We start from the raw sequence: 16,828 nt of genomic DNA, 5'->3' as shown, positions 1-16,828 counted from the left end.
CCACGGGTGTCAATAACCTGTTATTAGAATTGACGATCCGGGGCCGGGTTTATGACCCCGGATCGTTACCTTTCCCCAATGTAACCAGTGTTTAGCCATGGAAAATAATAAAGAAAAGTTTTCGCCCGAAGAAAGCCTGAAAGTCATCCAGACGATGATCGACCGGACCAAAACTTCCGTCGCAGACAAGAGTTTTTATTTTCTCTTGTGGGGATGGCTGGTATTTATCGCCGCCCTCCTGCAGTTCTTCCTGAAGACCGTCGTTCGCACCGAAGCCCATCCCGCCGCCTGGAACATCATGTTTATCGGGATCATCGTATCTATCCTGCACGGCGTGAAGGAAAAAGATCAGCGCGTCAGAACCTTTCTGGATGAAGGCCTGCAGAACATCTGGATCTGTATCGGCATCGCCCAGACCCTCGTGGTCTTTATATTCATACGCAATGGCGACTGGGAGCACTGTTATACGATCTTTATTCTTTTATACTCCATCGGCTGCTTTTTGACCGGTCGCATGCTTAAATTCGCGCCGTTGGTTTGGGGAGGCGTCTCCTGCTGGGGGCTCGCCGTACTCACTACCTATGTGAACACCGACACGAATATGCTGCTGATGGCAGCGGCCGTACTGATCAGCTACATCATTCCGGGATACCTGCTCAGATCGGCGCATAAAAGACAATTATTAAAGCAATCCAACTAGATGCAACAGGGAAAAGAAATGACCGGCCAGGAAAGCCTCGAGCTGATATCCAGAATGATCAGCGGCGCACGCAAGGACTATTATGAAACGGGCGTCAGCTCACTCCTGTGGGGCAGCATCATCACGATTTGCAGCCTGGTCACGTTCACCAACTATTATTTACGGTGGCCCGGCTCTGGAATACGTGTGGTTCCTGACTATTGCCGCCGTCGTTCCCCAGATAGTCATCTCCATCCGGGAAAAAAGGCACGGGGGTTCAAGTCCCACGACGAAGACCTGATGAGCGGCATCTGGATCAGTTTTGGCATATCGATGTTCATCCTGTCCTGGGTCATGGCCTATATCAACGTGCAGTTTCAGCCCCCTATCTATATGGTCGTATATGGCATTCCGACCTTTACGGTGGGGTACGGACGCCGTTTTAAGCCGATGGTCATCGGCGGGATAGCCTGCTGGGTGCTTGCTATATGCGCGATATTTGCCGCATTTCCGTACGTCATGCTGTATATGGCTGCCGCTGCGCAGCTGGCCTGGTTCATTCCCGGCCTGATCCTTAGAAAACGTTATCTGAAAGCGAAAGCACAAAAGAAAATGTTCAAAGATCTTAACCCGATATTACATTCGCAGCTGAGGCTGGCTGTCATCTCGATCCTGATATCGGTGAAAGAGGCGGAGTTCACCTATCTGCGGGAAAAGACGGAGTCGACCGCCGGCAATCTGAGCGTGCAGATCAACAAGCTCAAGGAAGCCGGCTATATCGACGTCGAAAAAACGTTCAAGGACAACTATCCGCAGACAGTTTGTAAGATCACACCCAGGGCGTGCAGGCCTTCGAAGAGTACGTAAAGGACCTGCAGTCTTATCTGAATATAAAAAAATAGGGCCGCCCCATCGGGCAGCCCCTGATATCATAAACCATTCCGATACTCAACTCTTCGCCAGCTTCATCGTCAGCGTCTCATTGCTGTTGATGATCACTTCCAGCTGATACATTCCGGGCTGCAGGCCGGAGGTCCCCTCAATATTATACTTATTTGCACCGTTCTCACCCATAGCCGTCTGACGGATGATCTCGCTGCCCTTCTCGTCGGTTACACGAACCAGAACGAAGGACTTCTCTTTCAGCTGCACATTCACCTGAATATCGTTGACATTGGGGTCGGGTGTTACGCTTACCGCTTCCACGCTCTTGCTGCCGTACGAACGTACGATCAGGACCTTGGAATAGGTCACCCGGTTGGAGCCGTCTATCTGGCGGAGGCGGTAATAGAGATCGCTCTTACGCGTAGCCTCGCGCATCCGGTCCGTAAAAGAGTAGGCCTTTGTCGCGTCTTCGGCCTTGACCTCGCCGACTTTCTGGAAATAGCTGCCGTCCAGGCTGCGTTCGACCTCGAACAGCGCACTGTGGTTGTCAGATGCCTTGTCCCAGCTGATCGCTACTTCTTTTCTGCTATACATCGCTTCGAAGCTGGTCAGCGTGCTCTTCGAGGGGAAACGGATCGTGGCAGTCGTCGTGATGGAACAAAGGGAAGGGCTGCCGTTGTCACAGACCTTTGTAAGAGAACTGGGTGCTGTTCCCGGTAAATCCTTCTTTGGGAGTAAAAGCGAACTGCCCGTCTTTCTGCAGCTCGACACGGCCGTCGGGAGACTCGGACAAAAGATAGGCCGTCGTCTCGTGATTGGGGTCATAGTCATTGCTCAGGACATTGCCGGTCGCGGTATGTGATGCGGTACCCGCGAATTTGTCCTTCAGCGCTACGGGCGCCACATTGCAGGTGGACCCATAATGGTGAGCGGCGCCGATTTTCAGCTGGTCGATGGCGATCCTGGTATTTCCGCCGATGCCCTGGTAGTTGATATACAGCTTGTACTGTCCGGAAGTCGATACTGACAGTGATTTGTCGTAGTTGTAAGTGTGGCCGGCGGAAGACCCCGTCAGCTCGACACTATCGAGAAGAAGGACGGCGTTGTCGTTGCCGTCGGCTGCATAGATCTTGATCCAGCGGCGGTCCTGAACAGGCTGGTTGAAACTATAGATAAAGGAGAGCTTAGTGCTCGCATCGATATCCAGCAGGGGAGAGTAGATGCCGGTACGTTCAGTGGCGCTGGCGCCGGTGCCGGAAACCATTGCTCCATCCCCTTCAAGATTGGGAGACCATCCGCTGCGGTTGACGTCGAAATCGGAGAAGAACCAGCAGTTGCCACTGGAGATAACCTTTTACTTCGGAAAGCTTTACGCCGGGACGGGAGTTGAAATTGTCGGCGGTAAGATCGGCGCTGGGGCCTGCGGCCAGCAGCGTCTGCAGAGAGAGTGCAAGGGAAGAAGTGAGTAAGCCCCTGAATAATTTCCTTTTCATCTTTGTGATTTCAGTAAGGTGATTAATTAAATGGAAACACGGGGTGATTCAAAGGAAGGAACTCGGAAACAACGAAAAGGTTATTGTGATCTTGGGGGTGGTCTTCTAGTAGGCTTGAAAATAAAACCCGGGGTGGGTATGGGTCAAAGATAGAACGTACAATCTGTTTTTGCAAGCCCGCCGCCGAAAAAATCCCGTTTTTGCCCAACCATCCGGTCTTTTTACTTGTAAAATAGTGCCGCCGGCCCAAGGCTGCAACACCAAATTATTATGATCTCCCCCATCGTCCAGGTCACCGGCCTGACCAAAACCTTCAAGGACCAGGAGGCCGTAAACGGGCTTTCTTTTACGGTCTATCCCGCTGATATATATGGCTTTCTGGGCCAGAACGGCGCCGGCAAGTCAACCACTCTCCGGATGCTGCTGACCCTCATCGCTCCAACGGCCGGGGAGATCAGGATGTTCGGGATGGACCTTCGAACCCACCGCCGGGAGATACTTCGCCGGGTGGGAGCCGTTATAGAAAGACCGGACCTCTATAAATATCTGACAGCCTGGGAGAACCTCTCCCTTTTTGCCCGGATGAGCGGCCTGAGACCCGACCGCCGCCTCCTGCTCGACCAGCTGGAGCTCGTGAGGCCTGGCGCAGCGGGCCCACAGCAAGGTAGGGACCTTTCGCAGGGGATGAAACAACGCCTGGGCATCGCCACCGCACTCGTCCACGACCCCGACCTGGTCATCCTCGACGAGCCCACCAACGGCCTCGACCCCCAGGGCATCGCCGATATCCGCAACCTGATCCTCCACCTCAGCCACCATAGAAAAAAGACCGTCATCGTCTCCTCCCACCTCCTCAGCGAGATGGAGCTCATCGCCGGACGCATGCTGATCATCGATAAAGGGAAAAAGATCATCGAAGGCCGGGTCGACGAACTCTTCGATCCCGCAGAGACCCTCGTCGAGCTCGATACAGCGGACCCGGCAGATACAGCCGAACGACTAAGCCGCTCGCGGTGGAAGACCCACCTGAACGAGCGCCGCGGCGCCAAATTCCTGCTGAAGATGGACAGGTCCGAAATACCGGCCCTGACCCGCGATCTGGTAGAGATGGGCGTCCGGGTGCTGGCCATCCAGCCACGGCATTCTCTTGAAGACTATTTCTTAACCCTTACAACGGCGAATCAGCATGTGGACGCTTTTACGGATTGAGCTATTCAAGATCTTTCGCCGGCCTAGAACCTATATACCGTTTGGGGCGATAGCAGCGATGATCCTGATCATCCAGCTGGGTCTCAAGTTCGACGGCAGGTCCTATCTCGAACTGATGATGAGCAGCCTGTCCGACTCCTTTTTCATTCCCTATAACATGATCATGAATGGCTATCTGGTCGCATTTGTGATCCTGAACACGCTGCTCATTCAGGTGCCGCTGCTGGTGGCGCTCGTGGCCGGAGACATCATCGCAGGAGAAGCCAATATGGGAACGCTGCGGCTGCTGGCCATCCGCCCGGTCAGCCGCACGCGCCTTCTGCTGGTAAAATTCTTTGCTTCGGTCGTCTATACCGTCGCCCTCCTCGTCTGGATGGCCGTACTCTCGCTGTTCCTTAGCATGCTGCTCTTCGGTACCAACGACATGATGATCGCCAGAAACACGGTCATGGAACAGATACGGAGCTCCGACGTGCTCTGGCGCTATATTGCCGCCTTTGGCTATGCGACCGTCGCGCTCAGCACGGTCGCGGCGCTGGCCTTTCTGCTCTCTGTCTTCGCCGACAACTCCATCGGGCCCATCGTCAGCACCATCAGCATCGTCATCGTACTCACCATCCTGTCGGAAATGCGCATACCCCTCTACGATAATACCGTCAAACCATGGCTCTTCACTTCCCATATGCTGGCATGGAAAGGATTCTTCTATTCCCAGTCCGACGGACAGGGCGCCGCTATTCCCGGCTCGGTCGAGAACCTGCCCGCCATCCTGCGGAGCCTGGGCATCCTGCTGCTGTATATTTTGGGTTTTGTAACGGCTGCGATCGTCAGCTTCAAGAAAAAAGACATACTCTCATGAAATATCTTCTCCTCTGTTTGTTCATCCTCACGCAGACCCCGACACGGGCACAGTCCCCCGCGCAGGCACAGTCGCCGGATGCCCTCCTTAAAAGGTCCGCGCCCGCCTCGACCAGATCAACGACTACCACGGCCACGGGCGCCATGAAAACAAACGTGCCCTTCCTCAAAGTACCCGAAGCCCAGGTGACAGTCTATTTCAAACGCCCCGACCGGCTAAAGATCCGCAACGACAAAGGCATCTCCCTCGTCCCCCGCGGCGCGGTCACGATCAGCCTTAACAACCTGCTGCGCGGTGACTATACCGTACTGGACGCCGGAAAAGACACCGCAGGCGGACAAACCGTAAAGGTCGTCAAGCTGCTTCCGAAGGACGACAACGCCGATCTGGTATTGTCGACCCTCTATATCGACGAGTCGCGCCTGCTGATCCTGAAGGCGAGGACCACGACACGCGAGAACGGCACGTATGAGGTAGAGATGACCTACGGGAAATATATCGCCAACGCCCTTCCCGACAGGGTCGTTTTTTCGTTCAATACAAAAAACTACAAACTTCCCAAGGGCATCACTTTCGACTACGACGACGGCTCCGCAAAAACCCCACCTGCGGGCGGAGCCAAAGGAAGTGTGGAAATTCGCTATTCATCGTACATCATCAACAAGGGCGTATCGGACTCCGTATTTCAATAAGCATTGCGGCCGGCGCAACCTCACCCCGCGGCTCCCGTCTCTTCGGCGGGACGCCCCCATATTAATTTTCTATAAATACCACTTTGCGGGGTTGGTGGGTCTGTTCGGTTTGCGGAACTTTCAGGACCATTAAACCAACTATATATGGCAATCTCTGGCTATGGTGCCCTGGTCGGCACAGCAATCGACAAACTGGACAGCCCCGACGCACAAAAAAAGGCGGGGGCGACCCACACTATATGATCCTTGTAGAGGCGGACGGTGAGAAATACCGGCTGGCGGTTAACGTCAAGTCCGACGACAACCCGCCCGACCTGCAGTTCTATCTGGACGACGACTACAAACACCCCATCCTCGATGCGGTCGGCAAACTGCCGGAGGGTTTTACGAGTTTCCCGACGAACCTCACTCCGGGCAGTGTGTCCACTACTGCGGCGCTTGACTATGCCCGTGGGAATCTTTTGATTTTAGCCAGTTGAGGGTGCTGCCTGCCACGGAGAGTGGGTCGAACAACGACCTCAACGATATCTTCGACGTATATGTGGCGAAGGCCATCGCAACAAAAGGCGCGCTGATCTATGCCTTCGGCAGCAAATGGGGCCCCGAGACCAAAGCCGACGCATTTTTCGACTTTACACCGGGCAACGGCGTTCATAACATGCATATGAACCAGGGCAACTCGGGTAAGTTCAGCTACGAGAACGGCGTTTACACCGATGGCGGTCTGCTTATCTATTTCCCCGACGAAAAACGCTGGGTCGCGATGTTCCTCAAATTCCAGTCACAGGTCGTGAGTGGCGCCCCCACAGGCGGCGGCTCAACCAGTGGTTCAACCGGTACCGGTGGCTCAACCGGCGGCACCATGTCCGGCGGCACCCCCACAACAACCGGTAGCGTCACCATTTTCGCGGCCCTCGTCAATCCAAAAAGCGACGACACCCGCCACGAGGCGGTATACCTGTTGAATATCACAGACTCCGATATCGATCTGGAAGGCTGGACGATCGTGGACAAGCGCGGGAAAAAGAGACACTCAGCGGCACCATCGCCGCAGGCGCACCGCTCGTCCAAACGCTCACCGGCTCGGGAGCCCAACTGTCCAACGACGGCGGCATCATTACACTGCTGGATAACAACGGAACAAAAGTCAGTGGCGTCTCCTATACAAAGGCTCAGGCCAGCCAACAGGGCGTGGTGATACAATTTTAACGGTCCGCCCGGCAGGCGGCGTTAAATCCGGTCCCTCCGGAAACCGATAACTAAAATGTAAGATCCCTTCGCGTGGACCGACCCGATTCGTCGATCTTCTCGTCTACGGCATTCGCGAGTACGAGAGCCCCCATTTTCTTCAACGGATTTTGGCGGTTCTCGTCATACTCCTGTCTGTTGCGGATGATATCGAGACAGGTATAGATGGAGGCAATAAAACTACTGTGATCGGCCTTGTTCTTTCCGGCGATATCGAACGCCGTTCCGTGGTCGGGCGAGGTCCGCACCATCGGCAGGCCGGCGGTGTAGTTGACGCCTTCTCCGCTGGCGAGCGACTTGAAGGGGATGAGACCCTGATCGTGGTACATCGCCAGCACGCCATCGAACCGTGACTGGTAGTTACGGGCAAAAAGGCGTCGGCGCTGTAGGGCCCGAATACCAGCATTTGGTGTTTGGCGTCCTTGATGGCCGGCTTGATGATCTCTTCCTCTTCTTTTCCGATCAGCCCTTCGTCCCCGGCGTGGGGGTTCAGGCCGAGGACGGCTATCCGGGGCTTGTCGATACCAAAATCCCTAACCAGGCTGTCGCGCATGATATTCAACTTGGACAGGATGGCTTCCCGGGTGATATATCGGGCAATATCCTTTACCGGCACGTGTTCTGTGACGAGTCCCACCCTGAAATTTTCCGATACCATCAGCATCAGCACGTCGTTCACATTGAACGCGTGTTTCAGATACGGGGTATGTCCGGTGAAGTCGAAGGAGGAAGACTGCGTATTTTTCTTGTTGATGGGCGCCGTTACGAGCCCGTGTATCTTTTTATCCCGCAGAGCTTCGACCGCCATGGTCAGCGACTTTACGGCATAGGAACCGCCGATATCGGTCAGCTGGCCGGGAACGATAGCGAGTTCTTCCTCCCAGCAGTTGAAAATATTGATCTGTTTGGGGGCTATACGACCGAAGTCCTTGGTGCTTTGATAGTTGAAATTTATCTCTGGGGTCGATTTCCGGTAGAAATTGATCAGCTTGTTACTGGCAAATATCAGTGGGGTACACATCTCCAGCAGGCGGTGGTCCGAGAACGTTTTTATGATCAGCTCCGTACCGATACCATTCAGGTCACCGACCGAAATACCAATCACTGGCTTATGTTGAGGATTGCTCATGCGCTTAATTTTCAAGGGTAAATGTACGATTATTCGGGAAAGCCAAGTCTATGATTATTTGTAATTTTGCACCCCATGTATACGCTGAAAAAATCCCCGGGCCAGCACTTTCTGCGGGACGAGAATATCTCCCGTAAGATCGTGGACGCCCTCCGTCACTCACTGTCGGCCCCGGGGATGGACAAACCCGGTGGTTCACAGCCCTCATCTACCGGGAGTAAATCCGACGGTTCACTTCCGACATCCACAGGAGACAAACCCGGTGGTTCACCATTCCCGACGTCAATCCCCAATAGGGAGTCCATCCACCAACTCCTCGGAAGTCGGACCCGGCGCGGGAGCCCTCACAAAATACCTGCTGGAGCTGCAAGGTGTCGATTTCAGGGCCGTCGAGCTCGACGACGAGAAGGTCCGCTACCGGAAGCCAACTATCCTGCCCTCAAAGGCAAACTCATCCACGCCAGTATACTCGACCTGGACAAACCGTTCACGGGCAGATTCACCGTGATCGGCAATTTTCCCTATAATATCTCCACCCAGATCCTTTTTTAAGATGCTGGACTGGAAGGACGACCTCGTGACCATGATCGGCATGTTCCAGAAGGAAGTCGCGCAGCGCGTGGCCGCCCCGTCGGGGAATAAGGTCTATGGGGTCCTGAGCGTCCTGATCCAGGCATTTTTCGACGTCGAATACCTTTTTGAAGTACACGAACAGTGTTTCAACCCTCCGCCAAAGGTCAAAAGCGCGGTCATCCGGCTCGTGCCCAAGAAAGCGCCCGACTTCCGGGACGAGAAAAGTTTTTTCCTGCTTGTCAAAAGAGCGTTTAACCAGCGCAGAAAGACACTCCGCAACGCCGTAAAACCTCTTTTCGAAGCGGAAGCCCTGCAGGACCCCTTTTTAATAAGCGCGCCGAGCAGCTGTCGATCGACGATTTTGTCCGGCTGACATGGAAGATGAGACCAATTAACCAATAATAAGAAGGATGAGAAAAGTCATTGTAACAGCAAAAGTCCACGAATATTTGACTCAGACGCTAACGGAAAAGGGGTACACTGTAGAATACGCACCCCAGATCAGCTATGATGAATTGCTGGCGGTGGTCGAAGGAGTGGAGGGCCTGATCGTAACGACGCGGCTGAAGATCGACCAGGCCATGATCGACCGGGCGGCGGGCCTGAAATGGATCGGACGTCTGGGCAGCGGAATGGAGTTGATCGATACAGTCTATGCAGAAGCCAGGGGTATCCGCTGCGTCAGCAGCCCCGAGGGCAACCGCAATGCGGTGGGAGAACACGCGCTGGGCATGCTGCTGGCGCTGATGAATAAGATAGTGACCAGCAGCCTTGAGGTCAAAGAGGGTAAGTGGATCAGGGACGCCAACCGGGGTACAGAGCTCTCGGGTAAGACGATCGGGATTGTCGGATTCGGTAACGCAGGGGGGCTTTTGCCAGACTTCTGGCGGCGTTTGACGTCACGGTCCTCGCCTACGACAAATATAAATTCGGCTTTGCCCGGGACTATGTCCGGGAGGCTTCACTCGAGCAGCTGGCGCGCTACGCCGACGTCATCAGCTTTCACGTTCCGCTGACCGATGAGACCTTTCATATGGCTGGGGACCAATTCTTTAATTCCCTGGAGCGGAAACCCTGGTTCATCAATGCGTCGAGGGGAAGGTCCATGATACCGCGGCGCTCATCCAGGCGCTGGAAAAAGGTAAGATCGCCGGCGCCGCTCTTGACGTGCTGGAAAACGAGAAGCTCGAAACCTATACCGAACCACAGCGGCAGCAGCTGGACTGGCTGCTGGCTCGTCCGGACGTCCTCATTACCCCCCATATTGCAGGCTATACCCACGAGGCCTTTTTGAAAATGGCCCGGGTCACCCTGGAAAAACTGGGTATTTAGGCCAATTTCCGTATTTTTGCAGTAATAGTGCAATGCCTTGGATATTCTCCGGGGCGTTGTATTTTTTCTGTTGTGGACGAGTAATACTTCGTCCACTTAAAATTTAAGGAGGTAATTATGAGTGGGTTCACTTATTTTACAAAAGATGCGCTGGATCACCTGAGGGCCGAATTACAAAAGATGAAAACTGTGGATAGGCAGGCGGCCTCGAAGGCAATCGCCGAAGCACGGGAGAAAGGCGACCTGAGGGAGAATGCTGAATACGATGCGGCCAAGGAAGCCCAGGGCTTGCTCGAGGCCAAGATCCAAAAGCTGGAAAGCGACCTTGTGAATGCACGTATCATCGACGAAGGAACCATCGATACCAGCAAGGTGTCGATCCTGACAAAGGTCACGGTGACGAACCTCACCAATAAAAAACAAATGACCTATCATCTGGTCTCCGAGAAAGAGGCCGACCTCAAACTGGGTAAGATCTCCGTCACTTCCCCCATCGGAAAGGGACTGCTGGGAAAAACGGTAGGAGAGACCGCCGATGTCCAGGTACCCGCCGGCAAGCTGCAATTCAAAATTGAAAACATTACGGTGTGACCATCTTTTCCAGAATAATAGCGGGAGAAATACCATCTTACAAGATAGCGGAGAACGACAAGTTCTTCGCTTTTCTTGATATCTTCCCTCTCCGTGAGGGACATACGCTTGTGATCCCGAAAGCTGGAGGTCGACAAATTCTTTGACGTCCCCGACGCATACCTGGCGGAAATGCTCCTCTTCGCAAAGCCGATCGCACACGCGATCGAGCAGGCGTTCGACTGCAATCGCTGCGGTCTTTCCGTCGTAGGGCTGGAAGTCCCCCACGCTCACCTTCACCTCGTCCCGATCGACAACTCGGACGACCTCAATTTTACACGGCCCAAACTCAAGCTCTCGCCCGAGCAGCTAAAGGCCTCACAGGGAAAAATTCTCGATCTGCTTTAAGGAAAGGGCCCGCCGCGGGCGTGAACCGTTCTGGATCAGGCCAGGACCCGTGAACCGTGGGAACCTGGGCGTGAACCGTCGGGCCATCCGCGTGAACCATCCGGCCCCGGGTCTATCTAACTTTTTCCGGATTCTTCTTTATAAAATCCTCCCAACTCCCCGCCTTCTTCTTACTCACCTTCTTTTTCGTCTCAACCCCACTACTACCCAACTTCTTCTCCGTCTGGGTCTGAAAATGATGGCAGATAGCCACCGCCAGGGCATCACTCGCATCATAAGCCGGAATTTCCTCCTCCAGCGAAAGTATCCGCTGCAGCATCTTCCATACCTGTTCTTTCTCCGAACTACCATTGCCGGTAATAGACTGCTTGACCTTTTTCGGCGAATATTCCGTGACCGTAAGCCCCGCGTGCATGGCCGTCGCGATGGCGACGCCCTGGGCCCGGCCCAGCTTGAGCATACTCTGCACATTCTTTCCGAAGAACGGCGCCTCGATCGCGAAGTCATGGGGACCGTACTGGACGATCAGCGCCTGCACCTTCTGCTGGATCAACTGCAGCCGGATATAGTTGTCTTCCCGGGTGGGCAGCCGAAGGACCCCCATTTCGAGCAGCTGCAGCTGATTGCCCGTGCACCGGACGAGTCCATACCCCATAACCACCATGCCAGGGTCGATGCCCAGAATTATTTTGGATTGCTTTTGCAACGGGAAGATTTATTTTTACCGCCGATCGGGCGGTATTGAACAAAAGTATTAAAATAATGGCCAACCCCAAAGGGCGTCGTCGTCTGCAGTATCTTCTCGGGCCGGCGGTATTCCTGTTGCTCTCCTATTTCATCGGCAGACAGATCACGCACCAGGTCAACTGGAGGGCCTCCCTGACAGAGGTTGGACGCGCTATTACCGGCCCCCTGCAGTGGCGGCTGTGGCTGGCTGTGGTCCTGATGCCTCTCAACTGGGGAATAGAAGCCCGCAAATGGCAACTGGCCCTTCGGTCTGTCGAAAGAGTGTCACTGAAGAACGCAGTAAGCGCCATATTCACCGGGGTCACCCTGGCTTCCTTTACTCCCAACAGAATGGGGGAATACCTGGGGCGTATATTGTATATTAAAGAAGGGCACCGGATCTCCGCGATCTCTCTTACCATCACGTGCAGTATCGCCCAGCTGCTGATCACACTGGCCGCGGGGCTTGGCGGCATCCTCTGGCTGTGGCCCATCGCCAGGCTGCGGTTTGGGCAGCCGGCCGGCCTTAATCTGGGGTTTCAGGCCCTGTTCCTCATCGTCCTCGCCCTGCTGATATGTTTAACATTTATTTATTTCAGAATATCCTGGATCGCCGACCTCGTGGCGAAGATCCCCTTCGCCCGGAAATATGCGGCTTATATAAAAGTTTTACAAAATTTTGAGGCAACGATCTTACTGAAAATATTGTTCTTATCTTTTGGCAGATATATTGTATTTATAATCCAATATAGCCTGATTTTTCCCGTTTTTGGAGTAAATATGGGGTTCGCGGAGGTCTTCGGGGGGATGAGTGTGGTCTTTCTGGCCATGGCGATCATTCCGACCTTCACCTTCCTGACCGAACTGGGACTGAGATGGGGGCGAGCATAAAAGTACTGGAGTTGTTCAGTTCCAACCTGGTAGGCATTTTTGCCGCCAGCTTTGCGATCTGGCTAGTAAATTTAATCATACCGGCTCTGATAGGAAGTCTGTTAATTCTAAGAATCAAATTATTCAAAAGTCGATGAAAGTAATTATTACGGTAAGTATCATTTTATTGACGGCGGTATCTTTCCCCTTGCTGGCTGTTAGACAGACACCCTCCTTATCTCCTGTCGCCGGTGAACCCCCTTCCTTTTGCGGCGGTATGCGGAACAAGGCGTTCCTGCCCGGCGAGAGCCTGACCTACAAAGTATCCTATTCGGTGGCCGGCGTAAAATTCGCTACCGCCGGCGAAGCTTCTTTCAATACTGCATTCGAGCACTTCAACGGCAAGGACGTATACCATATCATCGGCGAAGGACACACCTATCCCTTCTATGACAAATTCTTCCGCGTCCGCGACAAGTACGAGTCCTATGTCGATACCGCGACGCTCCAGCCCTATAAGTTCATCCGCGACGTCGACGAAGGCGGGTACAAGACCTACGAGAACGTCAGCTTCATCAAGAGCACCAATACGGCGATCATGAAGGCGGGAGTCTTCAAAGTCCCCGAGTGCATCCAGGACGTGGTCAGCGCCATCTTCTATGCGCGTAATATCGACTTCTCCCGTCTGCGCCCCAACGATACGGTCCCGTTCGATATGTTCCTCGATCGCACCGTCCACCATCTCTACGTGCGCTATCTCGGAAAAGAGACCATCCGCACCTCCTACGCAAAATTCCGCACCATCAAATTCCGACCCCTGCTTGTCAAAGGAACAATGTTCGAAGGCGGAGAAAAGATGACAGTGTGGGTAACCGACGACCCGAATCATATCGCCGTCCGCATCGAGAGCCCGATCACAGTCGGCAAGGTCTCGGTCGATATGTCCTACTACCGAAACCTGCGATATCCCCTGAGCTCCCTCGTCGATCTCTAAATTTTTTCAAATGGATTCCCGGATCCGCCTGATAAAGGGCGTGGGATGTTTGGTAAAACTCCTTCATAAAACCACAATCTGTCGAGTAAAAGTACTCGATTTTAAAAATTCTCTCTAAGGGTTTTTCCCAGGTGAGACTACTAAAATTTTCTACACGCTAATAGCCGGGAATCGCACGCGGTTAGCCTCAACTGTTACACAGTTATTGCCAAAATCGACACGGGTCGTTATTCTTTTAGCAACTTCTGTTAAAAAAATCTTAATGCGCACCTCTAGGTGGTGTTATAATATTTTCCTAGTTTGGTCTCACCATTCCGATCCGTTCCCGCACTTATCTAAACACTACCACTAAACGTAACTATTAGCCATGCTATCCTCTTTACCATTCTTCGGGGGTGCCTTACTATTGCGCCTGCCGGGTTCGCGACGATCACTGCCCCATTCCGGGCGATCATTTATCCAGCCGTTTTATTTATTGCCAGCTATCTTTTGTTACCAGCGCCGGTAGGCGACTGTTGACAGTCTGCTGCTGCTTTTGACACACGGTCTCTCCGTGTGATTGGCTGACTATTGTCCTGATCTTTCAATTATACTAAACTACGATTTGATATGCGTGGATTGCTACTCCTTTGCGTACTGACCTGTCTATGTCATGAACTTTCCGCACAGTATGTCTATACCATTAAGGCGGACAGCGTCAAGATCACCAATTGTGATTCCGCCGAACTGATCCTCGAGAATCATACACAGAATGTGGCAGGCTTCCTGTTCAATACCGGCAACGGAAGGACGATATTTAAAAAGGGCGCGATCAAGCTGACCGATACTTCTTACCTGGTCGGCGGCGACACGGTGAAATGGAGGAACAACGCCTGGGTGCAGGGAGGAAACGCATTTGGCGCTACGGGTATCCTGGGGACGACTGACAATAATCACCTCGATCTGTATACGAACAATACCCGTCAGGCGCGGATCACAAAGTCCGGCAATTTTCTGATCGGCAGTTCGGTCGATAACCTCTATAAGTTTCAGGTAAACACCGGCACCACTTATCTAAATGCAGACGTGCGCCCCAGCGGAGTCGCGATCCCTCTTGTATTAGGGGCAGGCGGTGGTATGGCCGGACAGATCGGATATCTTTCGCATGGTTTGATAATGCAAACCTGCTGCAGCACCAGCTCTTTTTTCAATTTCGGTTTGGCGGAGATACCAGCTTGTTGGGCACACCCAGCGTAAGAGCGCTTAATCTGGATGCGAGGAACGGGGATAATCTTCTTATTTCCTCTCCAAGTAATTATATCGATATCTGGAATCTTCAAAATGTCGTTACAACCAACTCCCCAATTTATCTGATGTCCGGAGGTCAGCCCGGTCAGGACGGAGTAGTCATCACGAGAGATATCCGCGACACTGCGAGGGTCGACCCTCTACTTTCAGTAAAGGAATTCGATACCGTCGTCTTTAGGGTATGTAAAAATGGCAACGTAGGCGTAGGCACTACGTCCCCGCAAGCCCAGCTGCACACCACAGGCACCGTGCGCTTTGCCGGGCTCACCAGCGATACCACACAAACCCGCGTACTGGTCTCAGACGCCAGCGGCAATCTCTTTTATCGCAGCGCATCCTCCCTGGCCGACAACCAGCTCGATCCGCTCATCACTCGCGGTCAACGGACCGATCACCGCGGAGCGCCTGACTCTCACAACCAAAAACTGGCCCGACTACGTATTCGACAGCACCTATCAGCTGTTACCACTGACTAAAGTACACGATTATATCCGCGACCACCACCACCTCCCCGGAGTAATACCCGCAACAGTGGCGGAAAAGAATGGCGTCGACGTCGGCCAGACACAGACCGCCCTCCTGAAAAAGATAGAAGAGTTGACTCTCTATACAATTGAACAAAACTCGGAGATCGGGCTTTTGAAGGATAGACTGGAACGGCTGGAAAAGATTCTCCTCGATAAACAAGGAAAAAAATGAAACAACTATCGATTTTGATCGCCTTAGTCGCGACAAGTCTCGGGCTTCGCGCTCAGTATGTTTATACCATTAAGGCAGATAGCGTGAAGATCACCAACTGTGATTCCGCCGAACTGATCCTCGAGAATCATACACAGGGTGTATCCGGCTTCCTGTTCAACACTGGCAACGGTAGAACCGTGTTTAAAAGAGGAGCGCAGAAGCTGACCGATACCTCGTATCTCGTAGGCGGCGACACCGTAAAATGGAGGAACAACGCCTGGGTGCAGGGAGGAAACGCATTCGGCGCTACAGGCGTGCTCGGGACCACAGACAGCAATCACCTTGATCTGTATACAAGCAATAGGCCACAGGCAAGAATCACAAAGACTGGCAACTTCCTGATCGGCAGTACCACCGATAATTCGTACCGGTTTCAGGTGAATGGCAGCGCCTTTATAAACGCCCCCATTCGCGAAAGCGGGGTACTGATTCCCCTTGTTTTAGGCGGAGCAGGCAGCTTCGGCGCACAAATAGGGTTTATTACACATGGCGTAGTCATGCAATCCTGCTGTACCTCGTCATTTTTCCAATTCAGATTTGGGGGTGACACGAGTCTACTGGGCACGGGCGGGGTAAAGGCGATTAATCTGGATGCGAGGAATGGGGATAATATTACTATTTCGTCTCCTAGCAATTATATCGATATCGTGGATCTCGAGAATATCATCACTACTTCCTCACCAATTACCCTGACATCCGGAGGGCAAAGCGGTCAGGACGGAGTAGTCATTACGAGAGATACCCGCGACACTGCGAGGGTCGACCCTCTACTTTCAGTAAAGGAATTCGATACCGTCGTCTTTAGGGTGTGTAAAAGTGGGAATATAGGTATGGGCACCACATCCCCGCAGGCCCAGCTGCACACCACAGGCTCGGTGCGCTTTGCCGGCCTCACCAGCGATACCACACAAACCCGCGTACTGGTATCGGACGCCAGCGGCAATCTGTTTTACCGCAGTGCCTCCTCCCTGGCCGACAACCAGCTGATCCGCTCCTCCCTGGCCGTCAACGGACCGATCAAAGCAAAAACAACTTATCCTCACGACACAAGACTGGCCCGACTACGTATTCGACAGCACCTATCAGCTATTACCACTGACTAAAGTACAGGACTATATCCGCAACCACCACCA

At 53.3% G+C, this 16,828-nt stretch carries 20 protein-coding genes and 3 pseudogenes; 18 read left to right on the top strand and 5 right to left on the bottom strand.

Annotation, left to right across the window (positions count from 1 at the left end):
- The first annotated feature begins 97 nt into the window (after positions 1–97).
- Together ACQ86N_RS41375 and ACQ86N_RS41370 are read left to right on the top strand one after the other, a co-directional pair.
- Positions 98–700: a hypothetical protein gene (locus ACQ86N_RS41375; RefSeq protein WP_431212144.1), complete on the top strand. Its 603-nt coding sequence runs from the start codon at positions 98–100 to the stop codon at positions 698–700.
- An 18-nt stretch (positions 701–718) separates the two neighbouring features.
- Positions 719–1,546, top strand: coding sequence for a winged helix-turn-helix domain-containing protein (locus ACQ86N_RS41370; RefSeq protein ID WP_431212143.1), 828 nt, complete (start codon positions 719–721; stop codon positions 1,544–1,546).
- 81 nt (positions 1,547–1,627) lie between these two features.
- Here ACQ86N_RS41370 and ACQ86N_RS41365 read toward each other — a convergent pair whose 3' ends face one another.
- Genes ACQ86N_RS41365 through ACQ86N_RS41355 form a run of 3 tightly spaced genes read right to left on the bottom strand, consistent with a single transcriptional unit; the run spans position 1,628 to position 3,057 of the window.
- Complete coding sequence (locus ACQ86N_RS41365; protein WP_431212142.1) at positions 1,628–2,335, bottom strand: hypothetical protein; 708 nt, start codon at positions 2,333–2,335, stop codon at positions 1,628–1,630.
- On the bottom strand, positions 2,244–2,828 hold the full coding sequence (locus ACQ86N_RS41360) for an Ig-like domain-containing protein (protein WP_431212141.1): 585 nt from the start codon (positions 2,826–2,828) through the stop codon (positions 2,244–2,246). The genes ACQ86N_RS41365 and ACQ86N_RS41360 overlap by 92 nt, the downstream gene beginning before the upstream one ends.
- Positions 2,829–2,841: 13 nt before the next feature.
- Positions 2,842–3,057 carry a hypothetical protein gene (locus tag ACQ86N_RS41355; RefSeq protein ID WP_431212140.1) on the bottom strand — a complete coding sequence of 72 codons (216 nt, stop codon included), beginning with the start codon at positions 3,055–3,057 and terminating at the stop codon, positions 2,842–2,844.
- 270 nt (positions 3,058–3,327) lie between these two features.
- On the opposite strand from ACQ86N_RS41355, the gene ACQ86N_RS41350 reads away from it, so the two are divergent.
- The 4 genes and pseudogenes from ACQ86N_RS41350 to ACQ86N_RS41335 all read left to right on the top strand — a co-directional run bounded on the left by ACQ86N_RS41350 (position 3,328) and on the right by ACQ86N_RS41335 (position 7,015).
- Entirely contained in the window at positions 3,328–4,266 is a 939-nt protein-coding gene (locus tag ACQ86N_RS41350) for an ABC transporter ATP-binding protein (protein WP_431212139.1), read from the top strand.
- Positions 4,244–5,125 (top strand): ABC transporter permease, encoded by an 882-nt coding sequence (locus tag ACQ86N_RS41345; protein ID WP_431212138.1) that lies wholly within the window; start codon positions 4,244–4,246, stop codon positions 5,123–5,125. Before ACQ86N_RS41350 ends, ACQ86N_RS41345 begins: the two co-directional genes overlap by 23 nt.
- Positions 5,122–5,817, top strand: a complete 696-nt coding sequence (locus ACQ86N_RS41340; RefSeq protein WP_431212137.1) for a LolA family protein — start codon at positions 5,122–5,124, stop codon at positions 5,815–5,817. The genes ACQ86N_RS41345 and ACQ86N_RS41340 overlap by 4 nt, the downstream gene beginning before the upstream one ends.
- Before the next feature lie 239 nt (positions 5,818–6,056).
- Positions 6,057–7,015, top strand: a pseudogene (locus ACQ86N_RS41335) (DUF2278 family protein).
- A gap of 61 nt (positions 7,016–7,076) precedes the next feature.
- Here the strand turns inward: ACQ86N_RS41335 and pdxA are convergent.
- Positions 7,077–8,086, bottom strand: a pseudogene (pdxA, locus tag ACQ86N_RS41330) (4-hydroxythreonine-4-phosphate dehydrogenase PdxA).
- 183 nt (positions 8,087–8,269) lie between these two features.
- Between pdxA and ACQ86N_RS41325 the strand changes: the two are divergent.
- The 6 genes and pseudogenes from ACQ86N_RS41325 (at position 8,270) to ACQ86N_RS41300 (ending at position 11,077) form a co-directional block, all read left to right on the top strand.
- Positions 8,270–8,746: a hypothetical protein gene (locus ACQ86N_RS41325; RefSeq protein ID WP_431212136.1), complete on the top strand. Its 477-nt coding sequence runs from the start codon at positions 8,270–8,272 to the stop codon at positions 8,744–8,746.
- A 1-nt stretch (position 8,747) separates the two neighbouring features.
- Positions 8,748–9,140, top strand: coding sequence for a ribosomal RNA small subunit methyltransferase A (locus ACQ86N_RS41320; protein ID WP_431212135.1), 393 nt, complete (start codon positions 8,748–8,750; stop codon positions 9,138–9,140).
- Between the two features lie 37 nt (positions 9,141–9,177).
- Positions 9,178–10,099, top strand: a pseudogene (locus ACQ86N_RS41315) (NAD(P)-dependent oxidoreductase).
- Between the two features lie 117 nt (positions 10,100–10,216).
- Positions 10,217–10,690, top strand: coding sequence for a transcription elongation factor GreA (greA, locus tag ACQ86N_RS41310; protein ID WP_431212134.1), 474 nt, complete (start codon positions 10,217–10,219; stop codon positions 10,688–10,690).
- A complete protein-coding gene (locus ACQ86N_RS41305) occupies positions 10,687–10,836 on the top strand; it encodes an HIT domain-containing protein (protein WP_431212133.1) in 150 nt (49 codons plus the stop codon). Before greA ends, ACQ86N_RS41305 begins: the two co-directional genes overlap by 4 nt.
- A 25-nt stretch (positions 10,837–10,861) precedes the next feature.
- Positions 10,862–11,077: an HIT family protein gene (locus ACQ86N_RS41300; RefSeq protein ID WP_431212132.1), complete on the top strand. Its 216-nt coding sequence runs from the start codon at positions 10,862–10,864 to the stop codon at positions 11,075–11,077.
- A gap of 112 nt (positions 11,078–11,189) precedes the next feature.
- On the opposite strand, the gene ruvC is transcribed toward ACQ86N_RS41300, so the two are convergent.
- Positions 11,190–11,783 (bottom strand): crossover junction endodeoxyribonuclease RuvC, encoded by a 594-nt coding sequence (ruvC, locus tag ACQ86N_RS41295; RefSeq protein WP_431212131.1) that lies wholly within the window; start codon positions 11,781–11,783, stop codon positions 11,190–11,192.
- A gap of 56 nt (positions 11,784–11,839) precedes the next feature.
- Here ruvC and ACQ86N_RS41290 point away from each other — a divergent pair, with 56 nt between their 5' ends.
- From ACQ86N_RS41290 to ACQ86N_RS41265, 6 genes are all read left to right on the top strand, one after another.
- Positions 11,840–12,694 carry a lysylphosphatidylglycerol synthase domain-containing protein gene (locus ACQ86N_RS41290; protein ID WP_431212130.1) on the top strand — a complete coding sequence of 285 codons (855 nt, stop codon included), beginning with the start codon at positions 11,840–11,842 and terminating at the stop codon, positions 12,692–12,694.
- 133 nt (positions 12,695–12,827) lie between these two features.
- Positions 12,828–13,667: a DUF3108 domain-containing protein gene (locus ACQ86N_RS41285; protein WP_431212129.1), complete on the top strand. Its 840-nt coding sequence runs from the start codon at positions 12,828–12,830 to the stop codon at positions 13,665–13,667.
- A 609-nt stretch (positions 13,668–14,276) separates the two neighbouring features.
- Entirely contained in the window at positions 14,277–14,903 is a 627-nt protein-coding gene (locus ACQ86N_RS41280; protein WP_431212128.1) for a hypothetical protein, read from the top strand.
- A gap of 116 nt (positions 14,904–15,019) precedes the next feature.
- On the top strand, positions 15,020–15,430 hold the full coding sequence (locus tag ACQ86N_RS41275) for a hypothetical protein (protein ID WP_431212127.1): 411 nt from the start codon (positions 15,020–15,022) through the stop codon (positions 15,428–15,430).
- A gap of 55 nt (positions 15,431–15,485) precedes the next feature.
- Positions 15,486–15,653, top strand: a complete 168-nt coding sequence (locus ACQ86N_RS41270) for a hypothetical protein (protein ID WP_431212126.1) — start codon at positions 15,486–15,488, stop codon at positions 15,651–15,653.
- Positions 15,654–15,667: 14 nt separating this feature from the next.
- Positions 15,668–16,798, top strand: coding sequence for a hypothetical protein (locus ACQ86N_RS41265; RefSeq protein ID WP_431212125.1), 1,131 nt, complete (start codon positions 15,668–15,670; stop codon positions 16,796–16,798).
- Positions 16,799–16,828 lie beyond the last annotated feature (30 nt).

Origin of the sequence: Puia sp. P3 (assembly GCF_050632245.1) — a bacterium.
In the GTDB taxonomy this organism is placed as follows: Bacteria; Bacteroidota; Bacteroidia; order Chitinophagales; family Chitinophagaceae; genus Puia.
The sequence above is the reverse complement of the archived record's forward strand: the minus strand, read 5'-3'. Positions and strand labels throughout refer to the sequence as shown.

Excerpts from the sequence above, each read along its gene's own strand:
- ACQ86N_RS41300 (WP_431212132.1), top strand. The coding sequence starts at position 10,862 with ATGCTCCTCTTCGCAAAGCCGATCGCACACGCGATCGAGCAGGCGTTC.
- ACQ86N_RS41355 (WP_431212140.1), bottom strand. The coding sequence starts at position 3,057 with ATGAAAAGGAAATTATTCAGGGGCTTACTCACTTCTTCCCTTGCACTC.
- ACQ86N_RS41370 (WP_431212143.1), top strand. The coding sequence starts at position 719 with ATGACCGGCCAGGAAAGCCTCGAGCTGATATCCAGAATGATCAGCGGC.
- ACQ86N_RS41350 (WP_431212139.1), top strand. The coding sequence starts at position 3,328 with ATGATCTCCCCCATCGTCCAGGTCACCGGCCTGACCAAAACCTTCAAG.
- ACQ86N_RS41320 (WP_431212135.1), top strand. The coding sequence starts at position 8,748 with ATGCTGGACTGGAAGGACGACCTCGTGACCATGATCGGCATGTTCCAG.
- ACQ86N_RS41275 (WP_431212127.1), top strand. The coding sequence starts at position 15,020 with ATGTCCGGAGGTCAGCCCGGTCAGGACGGAGTAGTCATCACGAGAGAT.
- ACQ86N_RS41285 (WP_431212129.1), top strand. The coding sequence starts at position 12,828 with ATGAAAGTAATTATTACGGTAAGTATCATTTTATTGACGGCGGTATCT.
- ACQ86N_RS41345 (WP_431212138.1), top strand. The coding sequence starts at position 4,244 with ATGTGGACGCTTTTACGGATTGAGCTATTCAAGATCTTTCGCCGGCCT.
- ACQ86N_RS41375 (WP_431212144.1), top strand. The coding sequence starts at position 98 with ATGGAAAATAATAAAGAAAAGTTTTCGCCCGAAGAAAGCCTGAAAGTC.
- ACQ86N_RS41360 (WP_431212141.1), bottom strand. The coding sequence starts at position 2,828 with ATGGTTTCCGGCACCGGCGCCAGCGCCACTGAACGTACCGGCATCTAC.
- ACQ86N_RS41290 (WP_431212130.1), top strand. The coding sequence starts at position 11,840 with ATGGCCAACCCCAAAGGGCGTCGTCGTCTGCAGTATCTTCTCGGGCCG.
- greA (WP_431212134.1), top strand. The coding sequence starts at position 10,217 with ATGAGTGGGTTCACTTATTTTACAAAAGATGCGCTGGATCACCTGAGG.
- ACQ86N_RS41340 (WP_431212137.1), top strand. The coding sequence starts at position 5,122 with ATGAAATATCTTCTCCTCTGTTTGTTCATCCTCACGCAGACCCCGACA.
- ACQ86N_RS41325 (WP_431212136.1), top strand. The coding sequence starts at position 8,270 with ATGTATACGCTGAAAAAATCCCCGGGCCAGCACTTTCTGCGGGACGAG.
- ACQ86N_RS41280 (WP_431212128.1), top strand. The coding sequence starts at position 14,277 with ATGCGTGGATTGCTACTCCTTTGCGTACTGACCTGTCTATGTCATGAA.